This is a genomic window from Dactylosporangium cerinum, from assembly GCF_042653625.1.
In the GTDB taxonomy this organism is placed as follows: Bacteria; Actinomycetota; Actinomycetes; order Mycobacteriales; family Micromonosporaceae; genus Dactylosporangium; species Dactylosporangium cerinum.
In genome coordinates, this window is sequence record NZ_JBHSIU010000081.1 from 34173 (window position 1) to 49559 (window position 15387).

General features: G+C 72.0%; 16 protein-coding genes and 1 pseudogene. 4 read left to right on the forward strand and 13 right to left on the reverse strand.

What is annotated here, in order from left to right; translation table 11 throughout:
* Positions 1-31: 31 nt before the first annotated feature.
* Entirely contained in the window at positions 32-679 is a 648-nt protein-coding gene (locus ACFPIJ_RS47840; protein ID WP_380126163.1) for a GOLPH3/VPS74 family protein, read from the reverse strand.
* Positions 680-965: 286 nt separating this feature from the next.
* Here ACFPIJ_RS47840 and ACFPIJ_RS47845 point away from each other — a divergent pair, with 286 nt between their 5' ends.
* Positions 966-1838 (forward strand): Vgb family protein, encoded by an 873-nt coding sequence (locus ACFPIJ_RS47845; protein ID WP_380126164.1) that lies wholly within the window; start codon positions 966-968, stop codon positions 1836-1838.
* Here ACFPIJ_RS47845 and serA read toward each other — a convergent pair.
* Together serA and ACFPIJ_RS47855 are read right to left on the reverse strand one after the other, a co-directional pair.
* On the reverse strand, positions 1817-3043 hold the full coding sequence (gene serA / locus ACFPIJ_RS47850) for a phosphoglycerate dehydrogenase (RefSeq protein ID WP_380126165.1): 1227 nt from the start codon (positions 3041-3043) through the stop codon (positions 1817-1819). The genes ACFPIJ_RS47845 and serA overlap by 22 nt on opposite strands.
* A gap of 20 nt (positions 3044-3063) precedes the next feature.
* On the reverse strand, positions 3064-3255 hold the full coding sequence (locus tag ACFPIJ_RS47855; RefSeq protein ID WP_203851842.1) for a hypothetical protein: 192 nt from the start codon (positions 3253-3255) through the stop codon (positions 3064-3066).
* A 56-nt stretch (positions 3256-3311) separates the two neighbouring features.
* Between ACFPIJ_RS47855 and ACFPIJ_RS47860 the strand changes: the two genes are divergently transcribed.
* Entirely contained in the window at positions 3312-3908 is a 597-nt protein-coding gene (locus ACFPIJ_RS47860; RefSeq protein WP_380126204.1) for a hypothetical protein, read from the forward strand.
* 335 nt (positions 3909-4243) lie between these two features.
* On the opposite strand, the pseudogene ACFPIJ_RS47865 reads toward ACFPIJ_RS47860, so the two are convergent.
* Positions 4244-5122: pseudogene (locus tag ACFPIJ_RS47865) on the reverse strand (phosphatase PAP2 family protein); the annotation flags it as partial.
* Between the two features lie 101 nt (positions 5123-5223).
* Here ACFPIJ_RS47865 and ACFPIJ_RS47870 point away from each other — a divergent pair.
* Positions 5224-5448 (forward strand): hypothetical protein, encoded by a 225-nt coding sequence (locus ACFPIJ_RS47870; RefSeq protein WP_380126166.1) that lies wholly within the window; start codon positions 5224-5226, stop codon positions 5446-5448.
* On the opposite strand, the gene ACFPIJ_RS47875 is transcribed toward ACFPIJ_RS47870, so the two are convergent.
* The 7 genes from ACFPIJ_RS47875 to ACFPIJ_RS47905 form a co-directional block, all read right to left on the reverse strand.
* The gene (locus tag ACFPIJ_RS47875; RefSeq protein ID WP_380126167.1) at positions 5412-6857 is read right to left on the reverse strand and encodes a diguanylate cyclase; all 1446 of its coding nucleotides are present in this window, start codon (positions 6855-6857) and stop codon (positions 5412-5414) included. The two genes, ACFPIJ_RS47870 and ACFPIJ_RS47875, sit on opposite strands and share 37 nt — an antisense overlap.
* Positions 6858-6879: 22 nt before the next feature.
* Positions 6880-8043 (reverse strand): ArsB/NhaD family transporter, encoded by a 1164-nt coding sequence (locus tag ACFPIJ_RS47880; protein WP_380126168.1) that lies wholly within the window; start codon positions 8041-8043, stop codon positions 6880-6882.
* 73 nt (positions 8044-8116) lie between these two features.
* A complete protein-coding gene (locus ACFPIJ_RS47885; RefSeq protein ID WP_380126169.1) occupies positions 8117-9337 on the reverse strand; it encodes an EAL and HDOD domain-containing protein in 1221 nt (406 codons plus the stop codon).
* A gap of 56 nt (positions 9338-9393) precedes the next feature.
* Positions 9394-10623: an EAL and HDOD domain-containing protein gene (locus ACFPIJ_RS47890; protein ID WP_380126170.1), complete on the reverse strand. Its 1230-nt coding sequence runs from the start codon at positions 10621-10623 to the stop codon at positions 9394-9396.
* Positions 10624-10843: 220 nt separating this feature from the next.
* Positions 10844-11518: a GNAT family N-acetyltransferase gene (locus tag ACFPIJ_RS47895; RefSeq protein WP_380126171.1), complete on the reverse strand. Its 675-nt coding sequence runs from the start codon at positions 11516-11518 to the stop codon at positions 10844-10846.
* Between the two features lie 76 nt (positions 11519-11594).
* The gene (locus ACFPIJ_RS47900; protein WP_380126172.1) at positions 11595-12134 is read right to left on the reverse strand and encodes a snapalysin family zinc-dependent metalloprotease; all 540 of its coding nucleotides are present in this window, start codon (positions 12132-12134) and stop codon (positions 11595-11597) included.
* 79 nt (positions 12135-12213) lie between these two features.
* Positions 12214-13059, reverse strand: a complete 846-nt coding sequence (locus ACFPIJ_RS47905; protein ID WP_380126173.1) for a patatin-like phospholipase family protein — start codon at positions 13057-13059, stop codon at positions 12214-12216.
* Between the two features lie 23 nt (positions 13060-13082).
* Here ACFPIJ_RS47905 and ACFPIJ_RS47910 point away from each other — a divergent pair, with 23 nt between their 5' ends.
* Positions 13083-13994: a ribonuclease Z gene (locus tag ACFPIJ_RS47910; RefSeq protein ID WP_380126174.1), complete on the forward strand. Its 912-nt coding sequence runs from the start codon at positions 13083-13085 to the stop codon at positions 13992-13994.
* A gap of 21 nt (positions 13995-14015) precedes the next feature.
* On the opposite strand, the gene ACFPIJ_RS47915 is transcribed toward ACFPIJ_RS47910, so the two are convergent.
* Together ACFPIJ_RS47915 and ACFPIJ_RS47920 are read right to left on the reverse strand one after the other, a co-directional pair.
* Entirely contained in the window at positions 14016-14309 is a 294-nt protein-coding gene (locus tag ACFPIJ_RS47915; protein ID WP_327011695.1) for a DUF4193 domain-containing protein, read from the reverse strand.
* Positions 14310-14456: 147 nt separating this feature from the next.
* The gene (locus ACFPIJ_RS47920; protein ID WP_380126175.1) at positions 14457-15377 is read right to left on the reverse strand and encodes an NAD(P)/FAD-dependent oxidoreductase; all 921 of its coding nucleotides are present in this window, start codon (positions 15375-15377) and stop codon (positions 14457-14459) included.
* Between the last annotated feature and the right edge of the window lie 10 nt (positions 15378-15387).

The following is a 15387-nucleotide window of genomic DNA, read 5'->3' on the forward strand; positions in this document are numbered from 1 at the left end:
ACGTCCTCCGGGGAAGTGAAGGGGGTGTTGCCTAACGTCCGTTCATCACCTTGTTGCCGATGACGACCCTGGTTTCCTGGATCAAGGTCTGCACATCGCTGTGGGACTGCTGCATGAGATGCTCGAAGTACGCGTGTGCCGCCTGACCACCGCCGTCGAGAATGCTCGACAGCAGACCGGTGGCATCCGCGATGCCCAGCAGGTGCATGTCGATCTGGTCGATCGGCCTGCGCTGCGCCAACGCCGTGCCGAGCCGTACGCGCGGCCACACGAAATCGTTGGTGTCGGTCGGCATGTAGAAGGTGAAGCGGCGCAGCAGCCGCCGACCCTCCTGGGGGATGACGTGATTCGCGGCGACCATGCGGCGGGCGACCCGTTCGTAGGCCTCCATCGACAGGTAGGTCAGCCAGGTGCGCACGTCCCGGGGCGTGCGCTCACCCCGGATGTCGTCCAGGACCGCGTGCGCGACCGAGTCGCCGGGCGTGGATCCGCTGCGCACCAGCAGCAGGCCGTCCTCGACCGTGAGGATGCCCGCCCAGCCCAGCTCGCCGATCAGCGCGGAGGCGAGGCCGACCCGGGTGGCATCATCGGAGAGCCGGAGGGCGCCACTGCGATCGTCGTGGCAGAGGCGGAAGAAGTCGTCGGCGAGCGGCTCCCGGCGCCTGCGGTCAGACAGCAACCGCGTGCCTTTCCGCTTGCTGCCGCACAGTCGTCCCCCGATGAATGCAATCCGGCGCTCTCAGTCCGGAATGCACCGTAGCGGTTGCCTGCGACGTACTTCAATCCCGAACGACTTTTTAACAACCCGGAAACGGTGCGGACCGCCGGCTGGACCCGACAATTGGGAGGTCAGACAGTTTATGAAGATCTTCAATTAGGAAAGTTTTTCACTTCATCCGGCCGCGCGGTCCACCGGTACAAAATGCCGCACACTCGGGCAAGCCGCCCGCGTAGGGTGGATCCACATGGATGTGTTCACGATCGCCGGATCCGGCGACGGGCCGTACGGCATCACCGCCGGCCCCGACGGCGCCATCTGGTGCACACTCGTCCACGCCGGCGCCATCGCCCGGATCGCCCCCGACGGCTCCGTGACCCGCTTCGACGTGCCCGGCGACGGCCCGGCACTGATCACCACCGGTCCCGGCGACGCGCTGTGGTTCACCCTCCTGCGGGCCGGCGTCGTCGGCCGCATCACCAACGCGGGTGCCGTGTCACTGACGCCGGCACCGGACGCGCAGGGCACCTACGGCATCGCCGCCACGGGCGAGCACGTCTGGTACACCTCGATGCAGCCGGACCAGGTCGGACGGCTGGGACCGGACGGGTCCGCGACGGTCGTGCCGCTCCCCGCGGGCTCGATGCCGTCGATGCTGACCACCGGCGCGGACGGCGCGCTGTGGTGCACGCTCAACCAGGCCGGCGCGATCGCCCGCATCGCCCCCACCGGCGACATCACGACCTTCCCGCTGCCGACCCCGGACGCCGCACCCGTCGGCATCACCACGGGTGGCGACGGCGCCGTGTGGTTCGTGGAGATCGCCGCCGGCCAGGTCGGCCGCATCACCACCGACGGCACCGTCACCGAGTTCCCGCTGCCCGACCGGGCCGGCCGCCCGCACGCGATCACCGCGGACCCGGCGGGTGGCTGCTGGTTCACCGAGTGGGCCGGCAACCGCATCGGCCACATCACCCCGACCGGCGACATCACCCTGCACGACCTGCCGGTCCCCGACGCCGAACCCCACGGCATCACCGTCGCCCCCGACGGCACTGTATGGACGGCCCTGGAGACCGGCGCGGTCGCCAGGCTTGCCTACGACAGGACGCGCAGCTGAACCGTGGTGGTCATGTTGGCGAGCTGGGCCAGGATCTCGGCCGGGTAGTCGATGGCGATGTCGGACAGCAGATAGCCGAACTCGCCGCGGGTCGCCAGGATCTGGCCCTCGACGTTGACCTTGTGGCTGGCGAGGATGCTGTTGACGTCGGCGAGCACGCCCGGCACGTTGTGGTGCAGCAGGGCGATGCGGTGCGTGTCGGGGGCCTGCTGCAGGTTGAGTGACGGCAGGTTGACGCTGAGCGTGGTGGAGCCCTCCTGCACGTACTTGTGCAGCTTCTCCGCCACGAACGAGCCGATGTCGGACTGCGCCTCCTCGGTGGACCCGCCGATGTGCGGGGTGAGGATGACGTTGGGCAGGCCGCGCAGGGCGGAGGTGAACTCGTCGCCCTTCGCCTTCGGCTCCTTCGGGAACACGTCGACGGCGGCGCCGGACAGGTGGCCGTTCTCCAGGTGCTTGCGCAGCGCCTCGTGGTCGATGACGAAGCCGCGGCTCAGGTTCAGGAAGATGCTGCTGGGCCGCATCCGGGCGAACTGCTCCTCGCCGAAGAAGCCGCTGTTGCCCGGCCGGCCGTCGACGTGCAGGGTGACGATGTCGGACTTCTCCAGCAGCTCGTCGAGCGTGTCGCAGCGCGACGCGTTGCCCAGGGCGAGCTTGTCGGCGGTGTCGAAGAAGTACACCTTCAGCCCGAGGTTCTCGGCGAGGACCGACAGCTGGGTGCCGATGTTGCCGTAGCCGACGATGCCGATCGAGCGGCCGCGGACCTCGTGGCTGCCCGTGGCGTCCTTGTCCCAGACCCCGGCGTGCATGCCGGAGTTCTTCTCGGTGAGCCGCCGGGTCAGCGCGATGATCTCCGCGACGGCGAGCTCGACGACACTGCGCGTGTTGGAGAACGGCGCGTTGAACACCGCGATCCCGGACTCCGCCGCGGCGCGCAGGTCGATCTGGTCGGTGCCGATGCAGAACGCGCCGATCGCCCGCAGCTGCGGCGCGGCGGCGAGGGCCGCGGCGCTCACCTGCGTCTTGGACCGGATGCCCAGCAGGTGGACCCCGTCGAGCTTGGCGATCAGCTCGTCCTCGTCGAGCGCACGCCCGAGGGTCTCGACCACGTATCCCTCGGACCGCATCCGCTCGACCGCGACGGGATGGATGTTTTCGAGGAACAGGACCCGCACGGGGTCGCTCTGGGAAGTCAATGCCTGCACCCCACCTACCCTAAGTGACCTCAGGTGTCACTGGTACGTGACCCGCGACTCGTCCCGCCCTGTGCGACCGCGTGCCGCTCCCGCAGTTTGGCCCGGATCTCCTCCGGCGTGTAGGCCCGCCGACGGCGCTCCGCCCGCGCGACCACCACCCCGGTCGCCGCGACACCCACGACACCGGCCAGGCCGAGCACCTTCCACCACTTCGCCTTCATGGGCATTTAGGGTACTGGTCGTGCAGGGAGCTATCGATCTCGACGACGCCGTCCGGATGACCCGGACGGGCGACCTCTGGGTGTTCCGGGGCCGGTCCAAGGCCGACCGGGCGATCCAGACGCTGACCAACAGCCCCGTCAACCACGTCGGCATGGCCGTCGTCCTGGACGACATGCCGCCGCTGATGTGGCACGCGGAGCTGGGCAGGTCCCTGCCCGACATGTGGTCCGGCGGCCACCAGCGCGGCGTGCAGCTGCACGACCTGCGCGACGCCGTCCTCGTCTGGGGTCGCCGCTACGGTCAGCGCCCGTGGCTGCGCCAGCTCCACCACGAGGTCTCCCCCGCGATGGAGGAGGCGGTCCTGCGCACCATCGCCCGCCTGGACGGCACCCCGTTCCCGTCCACCGCCCGCCTCGCCGGCCGCTGGTTCCAGGGCCGGGTGCCCAACATCCGCAAGCGCAACGACTCCTCGCTGGAGACCGCGTACTGCGCCGAGGTCGTCGCCGTCACCTATGAGGAGATGGGCCTGCTGCCCACGGGCCGCCGGGCCAACTGGTACGACCCCGGCAAGTTCTGGAGCGGCGACGACCTGGACCTGCAGCACGGCGCCACCCTCGGCGACGAGATCGCGGTCACCCTGCCCCCCGCCTGACGAAGGCTTCGATCTCCTCGAGGTGGTCGGGGGTGAGGCCGCGGCGGGCGTCGGGGCGGATCGTCGCGGTGCCAGCCGTCGGCGGCGGCGGTTCGATCCACCTCTGTCGAACCCTAGCCGGGGAGTTTGACGGTCGGGTCGTCCGGGGGATGGCCGAGCCGTTGGGTGGTCAGCTCCTCCGCGGAGAGGCGGACCGTTTCCTGCTCGGCGATGGGATCGGCGAGAGAGGTGGCGGCCGGCACCGGCACCAGTGGCACGGTCGGCGGTTCGCCGGCCAGCTCGCTGTGTGCCCCGCCGTCGTAGTCCTCGTCGTCGTCCACGAGGGGCGGGACGACCTGGGGCACGACGCGGTGGACGGTGGCCAGGACCGAGGCGACCACCAGGCCCGCGGTGCCGGCGATGCCGAGGGCGCCACCCGCGTAGGCGGCGAAGAGGCGTTTGCGGCTCAGGTCGTCGACGGCGACGTCCAGGGCCTGGTCGGTCAGGTAGAGGGCGAGCGCGGCGCCGGCCAGCAGGCCCAGGGAGATCAGGGTGAGGAAGACGGTGGCGTAGGTGCTGGGCGGCCCGTACTCGACGCCGCCGTGCCGGCGCTGGACGACGACGATGAAGAGGCTGGCGGCGGTGGCCCAGGCGGCGACGACGAGCAGCGCCGAGACGGCGTCGCTCGGGCGGTGCCAGCCGGCGGACAGCGTGGCGACCCCGGCGAGGGCGGCGAAGGCCGCGGCGATGAGACCGCCGGTGGCGCGCGCCTTCGCCGGCAGCACCAGGACGAACGCGACCGCCACGGAGGCGGCGATGGTGGTGTGGCCGCTGGGGAGGCTGTTGCCGACGCCCGCCCGCTCCGGGTCGATCCCCAGATCCGGGCGGGTGATGAGGGCCTTGAGGACCTGGGTCGTGACGTTGGCGCCGGCGATGAGCAGGACCGCGCCGACGGCGAGGGCGACCCGGCGGCGGATGAGCGCGATGAAGCCGACGACACCCGTGGCGACGGTGAGCGACAGGATCGAGATGCCGTTGAGGACGCGGTCGACGATCGTCTCGACGCGGGCCCGGCCGATGCTGTTGCCGGTGAGGGCGACGTAGTCCAGCAGCTGCCCGTGCTCGGTCTGGACGAAGAAGTGCCAGACCTGTCGGAAGCCGTAGGCCTCCGCGGCACCGAGCAGCAGCAGCCACAGCACCAGCCCGAACGGCCATCCACGCATGGCGTGCAACATAGCCGATCCGGGTTCCGGGCAAACCTGCCGTGTGACCGGTATGCGTGGCCGCGCACCGATCGGGGTAGATGGTCGTTGCTGTCCACGAGGAGGAGGCGGAAATGATCACCAGAGTGCGGCCGGTCGGGGTGCTGGTCGGCTACGCGGTCGAGGCCGTCGACGGTCCGGTGGGCACGATCCATCGCGGCACGTATGACCGGGGCCGGCTCGTCGTGCTGTCCCGCAACGAGGTGGAGGTGACGCTCCCGGTCGACGCGATCCAGCGCATCGACCACCGCGGCCGGACCGTCTACCTCGGGGTGAGCCGGGGGTCCGTCGCCGGCTGAGCGACCTCGACCCGGTCCCGGCCGGCGCGTTTCGCCGTGTACAGGGCGGCGTCGGCGCGGGCGACCAGCTCGTCGGAGGTCTCCACGCCGTTCCACTGGGCGAGGCCGGCGGAGAACGTCTGCCCGAGCGGGGTCGCCGCCATGAGCCGCCGCAGCACCCGCAGCGACTCCCCGGGGTCGGCGCCGGGCAGCAGGGCGATGAACTCCTCGCCGCCGTACCGGGCCAGGTGGTCGGTGCCCCGCAGCTGCTCCGACCAGGCCGCGGCGGCGGCCTTCAGCAGCCGGTCACCGGCCGGATGGCCGTATTCGTCGTTGAAGCGCTTGAAGTGGTCGAGATCGAGCATCGCGACGGCCAGTCCGGCGCCGTCGCGCCGGGCCCGTTCGACGGCGGCGGGCAGCTCGGCGCTCCAGGCCCGCCGGTTGGGCAGCCCGGTGAGCTCGTCGGTGCGGGACAGCTCCCGTACCCGCGCCGTCTGTGCCTCCAGCTGCCGCAGCAGTTGCGCCATCCGGACCACGACGAGCAGGAACAGCACGATCGAGCAGATCGCGATCGGCAGCGCGTCGGTGACCTCGCCGGCGGCGATCTGGCCGAGCAGCAGCAGCGGCGCCATCAGCGAGGCGAGGGTCAGCAGGACGAGCAGGCCGGGTCCGAGCTTCGGCGGCGCGCCGGCGGACTCGCCGATTTCGGCCGCCGAGCGGTGCAGGCCGGCGTGGCCGACCAGCACGTACGCGAGGAGGAACACCGCCCCGAGGACGCGGTGCGCGGCCGGGCCGGGTTCCACGGCGACGGTGTTCAGCACGGCCCAGGTGACGTCGCCGGCCAGGAACAGGCAGGCGGAGGCGCCGATCAGGCGATACGCGGTGCTGCGGGTGCCGCCGCCGAGCAGGAGCCGGGTCAGCATCGCCAGCAGGAGCACGTCGCCCACGGGATACGCGACGCCGGCGAGGTGGGCGAGGGGCGACAGACCGGCCTCGGTGATCGCCGGACGGATCATGAACACCCAGGCGAGCAGGCCGAGGCCGGTCGTGACGGTGGTCGCGTCGACGAGCGCGCCCCAGTCGTGACCGCGCGAGCGGCGGCGGATGAGCAGGATCAGGCCGGTGGCGAGGGCCGGATACAGCGAGAGGTAGCCGGCGTCGGCCCAGCCGGGCGCCGCGTACTCGGCGTTGACGTGCAGGTGGTACGCCTCGACGAGGATGCCGGTCGCGTTGCCGCCGATGCCCGCCGCGAACGCCAGCCAGGCGGCCCGGCCGGTGCCGTGGTGCCGCAGCGCCCCCACGACGATCGCCGCCACGGCCAGGTATCCGGTCAGCACCTGCACCGCGACCTGCCACCAGCTGCCGTCGGGCACCACGAAGGACAGTGCAAGACAGGTCCCGGCCGTCACCAGGTACCCCCGCAGCATCATGTCACTTAGCGTAACCTTATGATCACACCAGAAGGGCGGTGGTGGCGAGGGCCGTCCCGGCGACGGCGACCGCGGTGCCCCACAGCAGGAACCGCACCGCGGGCACCCGGACGTCGCCGGCCCGGCACCGCTCCCACCACAGCAGCGTCGCCAGGGACGCCCACGGCGCTGCCAGGGGCCCGACGTTGACCCCGACGAGCAGCGCGAGCAGCTGGGTGCGGTGCCCAGCCCCGATGCCGCCCTCGCCGGCGATGTACGCCGGCAGGTTGTTGACGAGGTTCGCCAGGCCCATGCCGGTCGCCGCGGCCCGGAACGCCCCGACCGGTCCGCCGCCGGTGCCGATGAGCGTGCCCGCGAACCGGTCGAGGCCGTGCGCGCCGAGGGTCTCGACGACCAGGAACATCCCGGTCACGAACACCAGCAGCCGCCACGGCAGCAGCGCGGGTCGCAGCGCCCCGCGGTCCCGCACCGCGAACGCCACGACGAGCGCGACCGCGGCCACCCCCGACGCCATCCACAGCGGCACCTCGAGCAGCACCCCGGCGACGAACACCAGGCACGCCGCCAGGGCGACCCGGAACAGGACGGGATCCGCCGGGCGGTGCGGCGGCGGCGGGGTGAACTGCCGGGCCGTGTGCCGCCAGTACGCCACCCACAACGCGACCGCGGTGACGCTGATCGCGGCGAGTTGCGGCAGCCACATCCGTCCCGCGAACGCGACCGGCCCCAGCCCCACATGCCCGGCCGCGAGCAGGTTCGTCAGGTTGGACACCGGCAGCAGCAGGCTCGCCGTGTTGGCCAGCCACACGGTCGTCACGGCGAGGGGCAGCGGCGGCAACCCGAGGCGCCGGGCCAGCGCCAGCATGACCGGCGTGAGCAGCACCGCGGTCGTGTCGAGGTTGAGGATCATCGTGGTCACGGCCGCGAAGGCGACGCAGACGCCGAACAGTGCGACGGTGCGCCCCCGGGCGAGGGTCGCGAGGCGGTCGGCGAGCACGTCGAACACCTCGGCCTGTGCGGTCAGCTCCGCCAGCACGATCACCGCGCCGAGGAACGCCAGCAGCGGCGCGATCCGCTCGACGGTGTGCTCGGCCTCGGCCACCGGCAACAGCCCGGCCGCGACTGCAACCCCGCCGGCGACGAACAACCCGATGCCGACCCAGTCCAACACATGCAGCCGCCTCATCGCCGATGATCTTCGCACTGCCGGCGACGGCCCGCACATCGGGCGCCGCGGCCCCGCGCCGGCGCCCCCGGGGTCAGCCTCGGCGGGCGGCGGTGTCCTCGGCGTCGGGTTCGGAGAGTGAGGCGTTCGTCCAGCGCAGTGCGGAGAGCATGTCCTCGGCGAGGTCCGGGACGACGGCGACGGGCGCGTCGCGCTGATACGTGCGGACCTCCGTCAGGACCGCGCCGAGCTGCCCCCGGCCGTGCACGACGGCCTCGGTGACCTCGGCGGTCAGTGGCAACTGGTCGGTGAGCTCGCTGGCGGGCCGGCCCAGCAGGTCGCCGAGCGCCGACAGCAGGCCGACCGTGAACGCCGCGGAGCCCGGGGAGCCGCGGCGCTCGGCGACCGTCTGGCACATCCGGGCCCGCACGACCGCGTCGGTGAGCTGCGCCTCGTCGCCGTCGGCGAAGTCGGCGACCATCATCAGCGTCGCCCACTGGCGCACCTGCGGGATGCCCAACATGACCACCGCCTGGAAGATCGACGAGACCGGCTGGGGCAGGCCGTTGGAGGCGGCGTTGACGCCGCGCAGGACGCGGACCGCGAGGGCGGGGTCGCGTTCGATGGTGTCGACGGCCCGTTCGAGGTTCACCTCGTCGGCGGCGAGTTCGGCGAGCAGCCGCATGCGGGCCAGCCGGGTCGGGCTCAGGGTGTGCGTGGTGATCAGGTGCGGGCGGCTCAGCACGTGGCCCTGGAAGAGCTGGAACTGCAGCTGGCGGGCCAGTTCGAGCAGCTCGTGGGTTTCCACCCGCTGGGCGACGAGCCGGATCCGGGGGTGCCGGCGGCACTGGGCGGCGATCGCGCTGATCGCCTGGCGGTCGCCGGCGAGCATGTTCACCTTGACGTAGTGGGCGGACGGCAGCAGCCGGGCCCGGGACTCGTCGCCGGCGAAGTCGTCCACGGCGATGCGGTGACCCTGTTCGGCGAGGCGGCCGACGCCGTCGAGGACCTCGTCGTCGACGGCGACGCCGGCCATCAGCTCCAGGCCGACGGCACCCGGCGGGAACGGCAGCGGCAGCTCGCCGACGATGAACTCGCGGGTGAGGTTGATGAAGCAGCGCCGGTCGCCGACGAGCTCGGGGATGCCGAACGCGGTGAACGCCTCCACGATGACGCGGCTGGTCGCGGCGCCGTCCCGCACGGTGGCGTGGGTCGCCTCCGGGCCGTCCCGGAACAGCAGCTCGTACGCGGCGACGTGGCCGCGCTTGTCGTAGAGCGCCTGCCGGCCGATGTGTACGGGTCGCGTGCTGTCCACGTCGGCCTATCGGCAGACAGGGCCGCCGGTGAAGGATCGGTTGCCACCGAGTTGCATCACGGCGTGGCCGGGCGGGACCTGGGGGCGATGATGTGCCCGGTGTAGGCGACCGCGTCCAGGTACGCCCGCGTGGTCTCCTCCACCGGCAGCGGCGCGGCGAGGAGCATCGGCAGGTCGGACGCCTCGTACGCGGCGACGAGCGACAGCAGCTCGCCCAGCGGCCCGACCCCGTCGACGAGGGCCTCGGTCACCTCGTGGCTCAGCGACAGGCGCATGGCCAGCTCCGCGGCGCGCTGGCCGAGCAGTTCGGCGACGGCGGAGATCAGCCCGACGGTGAACGCCGGCTCCGGTGGCACGCCCATCCGCTCGGCGATGTTCTGGCACATCCGGGCCCGCGTGATGGCGCCGGACAGCTGCTGGGTGCCGGGGTCGTCGAGGTCGCTGACCAGCATCAGGGTGGCCCAGTCGCGGAGCCGGCCGACGCCGAGGAGCAGCACCGCCTCGTGCACCGAGGACACCTTGACGGGCAGGCCGAGCGCGTCGGCGTTCGCGGCCGCCATCAGGCGCAGGCTCAGCGCCGGGTCGCTGGTGACGAGACCGACGACCCGGTTCAACGGGATGCCGGGCCCGACGAGGAGGCTGAGCAGCTCGACCCGTGCCAGCCGGGACGGTGACAGGGCGGTCCCGGAGACGACCTGTGGCCGGCCCAGCACGTAGCCCTGGAACAGGTCGAAACCGAGCGCCCTGGTGTGCTCCAGCTGCTCCGGTGTCTCGAGCCGCTCGGCGATCAGGGTGAGGTTGGGGTACTTGCGGCAGCGTTCCACGGTGGCCACGAGTTCGTCGGGTGCCGTCTCCAGCACGTCGATCTTGACGTAGGTGGCCAGGTCGAGCAGCGGCTCGTGGCCCAGGCCGAACACGTAGTCGTCGAGCGCGATGCGGTATCCCTGCGCGACGAGGTCAGCGACCGCGGCCACGACCACGTCGTCGATCGTCACGGTCTCGAGGATCTCCAGGACGACCTGCTCGTGGTCGAACGGCAGCGGCAGGTCCCCGACGAGGAACTCGCGGGTCAGGTTGACGAAGCACAGGCCGCGCCCGCACAGCGACTCGAGGCCGATCTCGGTGAAGGCGGTGATGAGCACCCGGCTGGTGGCGTACGCGCCGCGCTCGTCGGCCTCCACCGCCCCGGCGTCGCCTCGGAAGAGCAGTTCGTAGCCGTGGACGTCACCGTGCCGGTCGAAGATCGGCTGACGTCCGACGTGCACCGCGCCGGAAGGGGGGAACATACCGCACACATCGACTCCGGCGGCGCGACAATGACCCCTTTGCCGCAGAAAAGTGCTAAGGCGTGTCTGGTAGGTGGGGTCGGAGCGAGGCGAGGCCCAGGCGTCGGCTGGGGCCGCGCCGGGCGCGCCTGGATACCGGGGTTGTATCCAGGTGTGACCGGCGTGGTTCCAGCCGACGCCTGGGTCCGCCGCAGCCCGGCATCCACCTACCAGACACGCCTTAGGCGGCTCCGGCCATCGCGTGGACCCGCCAGCCCAGGTCGGGTAAGCCGGCCGCGTCGGCGACCCGCGCGCTGGCCGTGTTGGCCGGGTCGTGCAGGTAGACGGCGACCGCGTCGCCGGCCACGATCCGCCGGGCCGCCCGCGCGACGAGCCGCCGCGCCAGCCCCTGCCCGCGGGCCCGCTCGTGGGTGCCGACGGAGATCTCGATCCCGGACACGTCGTGCGGCTTCAGCCCGACGCCGGCGAGATAGTCGCCGTCCGCGTCGCGGGCGATGAGCACCTCGCCGGGGAACGGCCGCAGCCAGTCGGGGATGCCCGGCCCGTCCGACGGCTCCCACGCCCCGGCGTCCGGCAGCGCGGCGGGGGCCTGCGACCACCGGAACACGCCGGTGAAGAAGACCTGCTCCGGCCGGTGCAGCAGGGCCGGCAGCCGCTCCGCCAGGACCTCGGCCGCGGCGTCCGCGTCCAGGCCCGCGATCAGGTCGGCGACGGCGGCGCGGTGCGCGGGCGGCACGGACAGCACCCCGCGCCCGTCCGCGTCGGTCACCCCGAGCGCGAGCTGCTCGGCGCCGTCCCAGCGGGGCTTGTCCCGGGCCGGGTGCCCCACGACGGTGATCCCCGGACCGGGTGGAGGCCACGCGCCGAGCCAGACCTGCAGGAACCTCGTCAGCACCAACGCCTCCGCGGAAAAGATCGAGAGCCCGGCCAGTACCACATCCTAGGCGCTCGATCTTTCCGCAGAAGTCCCCTCAGCCGACGGTCAGCACCTCGGGTGCGTCCTGCCGGACCGCCGCGACGCCGCTCGCGAAGTTCCGCTGGACCTGGGCCGCCTCGGCCGTGCTGGGGTTGGCGTTGGTGCACGACACGGGCGCGCTGCTGCCCGACATGAGATCCGAGCACAGCCCGGTCCGGCGGTCCGGCAGGCCGAGGATGTGCCCGAACTCGTGGGTCGCGATGCGCAGCGGGTAGTAGCCGTCCACGACGGCTTCGCGTCCCATGTACCAGCGTCCGTTGCCGAGGCTGGTGGTGTACGTCCTGGGCCAGCCGTTGTCGGCGTAGACCCTGATGTTGGGTGTCCGGCCGGCGGTGACGGGCACCAGCCTGACGTTGCTGACCCGGCCGTTCCAGACGGTGGCCGCCTGGTTGACCACCGCCACGAACTCCTGCGCCTGGCTCGCGTCGTAGTAGAGGGTACGGGTGGCCGCGTGCGCGGGTGCCGCGCCGACCAACTGCACGCCGACCAGCGCCGCAAGGGTGAGCAGCACGGTGGCGAATCTGCGTCTGACCATGCCGCCGAGGCTAGTGAGTATCGGCTCTTGTCGATATATACCAGTCAGCTCATATCGGCGCCCGGCAATCGCGCCCGGATCAGGTCAGGACGGCGGTGACGGCCTCCAGGACGATGGCGGACTGGCGGCGGCCGGTCTCGGCGGCGGGGGCACGCCTGGCGGGGTCGAGGACGTTGCGGCCGATCGCGGTCTTCGCCTCGGCGTCCGGGGTGACGACGACCGAGCGCACGGCCGGGCCGAGCGCGGCCAGTTCGGTGCCGACCCGGCCGGAGCGGCGCAGCGACGTGGTCGTCGGGGCCAGGACGACGACCCGGTCGTGGCCACGGGCGAGGTGGGCGTTGGCCGCGGAGCGGACCCCGCCGTCCATGTACCGACGGCCGTCGATGGTCACGGTCGGCCAAACGATCGGCACGGCGCAGCTGGCGGTGACGGCGGAGACCAGGTCGACGCCGCTGTCGCGGTCGAAGCTGACCTCCTCGCCGGTCTCGGTGTCGACGGCGGTGATCAGGACCCGTGGCGCGGCCGGCCAGTCGTGGACGGGGAGCCGGCCGGCGATGACGTCGCGGCGGGTCTGCTCGTCCACGGTGTGCGCGGTGCGGGCGGCGTGCCCCATCCGTCGCAGCGCCTGCCGGTCGTCGCCGGGGCGCAGTCCGGCCGCCGCGTAGCGGAGCATCGTGCCGACGCCGAAGTGCGCGCCGATCTCGCCCGTGGCGGGCTTCAGCTGGCGCTGGTACAGCTCCTCGACGGGCACACCGCTGGTGATCTGGGCGGCCACGACGGCGCCGGCGGACGTGCCGACGACCAGGTCGGCGCGGGTCAGATCGACGCCTGCCGCGGCGAGGCCGGCGATGATCCCGGTCTCCCAGGCGACGCCGGTGACGCCACCGCCGCCGAGGACGAGCGCAAATGAGAGGTCAGCCACCATGTCGCAACTGTAGAGTCCCGCCAATGCGTGAGCTCGTGGTGCTGGGCACCAGCAGCCAGGTGCCTACCAGGACCCGGAACCACAACGGGTACTTCCTCAGGTGGGACGACGAAGGGATCCTGTTCGATCCCGGCGACGGGACGCAGCGGCAGATGTCCATGGCGGGGGTGTCGGCGAGCGACATCACCCGGATCTGCGTCACACATTTCCACGGGGATCATTGTCTCGGGCTGCCGGGGGTGATCCAGCGGATCTCGCTCGACAACGCGGCGCACCCTGTGACCGCGCACTTCCCGGCGAGCGGACAGGTGTTCTACGACCGGCTCCGCAACGCGTCGGTGTTCTACGACGCGGCGGACATCCGTCCCGATCCGGTAGCCGAAGACGGATTTATTGCGAAAAATCCGAAATGGTCCCTCGAAGCCCGGCGGCTGGATCACGGGATCGACACGTACGGGTACCGCCTGGTCGAGGCGGACGGCCGGCGGATGGTCCCCGAGCTGCTCAGAGAGCATGGCGTGAGCGGCCCGGCGGTGGGCGCCCTGCAGCGGGACGGCGTCGTGACGATCGACGGTCGGGCGGTGACCGTCGAGGACGTCAGCGTGCCACGCCCCGGTCAGCGGTTCGCGTTCGTCATGGACACCCGGCTGTGCGAGGGCGTATCCGCTCTGGCCGCCGGCGCCGACCTGCTCGTGATCGAGTCCACCTACCTGGACGTCGACGCCGGTCTGGCCGCGGCACACGGGCACCTGACGGCTGGTCAGGCGGCCCGGGTCGCGGCCGAATGCGGGGTGCGCACCCTCGTGCTCACCCATTTCTCGCAGCGCTACGACGACCCGACGCGCTTCGCCGAGGAGGCGGCGAAGGCGTTTGATGGTGAGGTCGTGGTGGCGGAGGACCTGACCCGGGTCCGGGTGCCGGTCCGCCGCCCCTGAACGCTCAGGGACCCCACCAGGTCAGTCGCACTCGCGGCAGACCGGAGCGCCGTTCTTCTCGCGGGAGAGCTGGCTGCGGTGGTGCACGAGGAAACAGCTGGAGCAACGGAACTCGTCCAGCCGCATCGGCACGACCGGCACGGTCAGCTCCTCGTCGGGAAGCTCCGCTCCGGGCAGTTCGAAACCGGCCTCGCTGTCGTCGACGTCCACGGACGGCGACTGGGCGTTTGCCCGCCTGGCGGTGAGCTCCTCGAGGCTGTCCTCGGCGAGGTCGGTGCCGACGGGGTGGCGTGGCGCGTCGTAGTCGGTGCTGATGGCCATGGCGTTCACCCTCTCTTGGTGACTGTGGTTGTGTAACGAACGCCGCCGGCCTCGGATGTGTTCCCCGACCGACATGAATGAATACCGCCGGGACCGAATCGGTCCACTGTGGACATATCAACAGCGTTGGCGCCCACGAGGCTACCTCGCCCGGCTGGCCGTTCGTGGAGTTTTCGGATTCTGGTTTCCGACTATGGCGGCGGCAACCGCGCGGCCGGAGAGCCAGGCCGCTTCCACCCTTGGCCGACCGAACCCGTCGCCGGCCAGATACACGCCCTCCACCTGCGCAAACGCGGAATCGGAGGGCTGGGTGGGGCGGGCTGCCGGCCAGCGCCTGGCGGCCACGGTGACCGCGGCTTCGGGCAGGTCCAGCAGTTCCCTCACGGCCGCCTCAACGTCAGTGGCGGCCGATTCGATGGCAGCGGCGGGTGTGGTGTGCGCCACCAGGACCGGAGCGCCGTCGCCCCGCCGCGACCCGTCGTCGCACAGCGTGGTGAGCAGCGGGTGATCGTTGACGAAAGCGCCGGTCAGCGGCTTCCAGCTGCGACGACAGTAGCGCAGTGCGACGGCCAGCGACGGCTGCCAGTCCTGTGCGGCGGCGAGCGGCGCCGCCGCCGGCAGCAGTGCGGCGGCCTGCGGGGCGGGCATCGCCAGGACGACGGTCCCGGTCAGAACTGTCAGGTCTTTGACAGCTACCCCACAGCTGACGTTAAGCCCCGCGGCGAGATCCACGGCCAGGGATGACAGGCCGCCGGCGGCGGCCCATCGCACGGGAGGGGCCGCGGGCGGATGCGGGCTTTCGCCGTACACCTCGAAATCACCGATCCACGGCCGCGCCAGGCCGGTCTCCTGCCATCGCGACACCACCGCCGCGAACCCCGGGTCGCTGACGGTGAAGTAGGCGGCGCCGAGGTCCACCGGGCGGCCGTCCAGGAGGTCGCCGCCGAGCCGGCCGCCGGGCGCCGCGGCCCGCTCCAGGACCCGGACCGGCACGCCGGCGTCGTGCAGCGCCCGGGCGCAGGCCAGCCCGGCCACGCCCGCGCCGATCACGACGACTGTCACCCGAATAGTC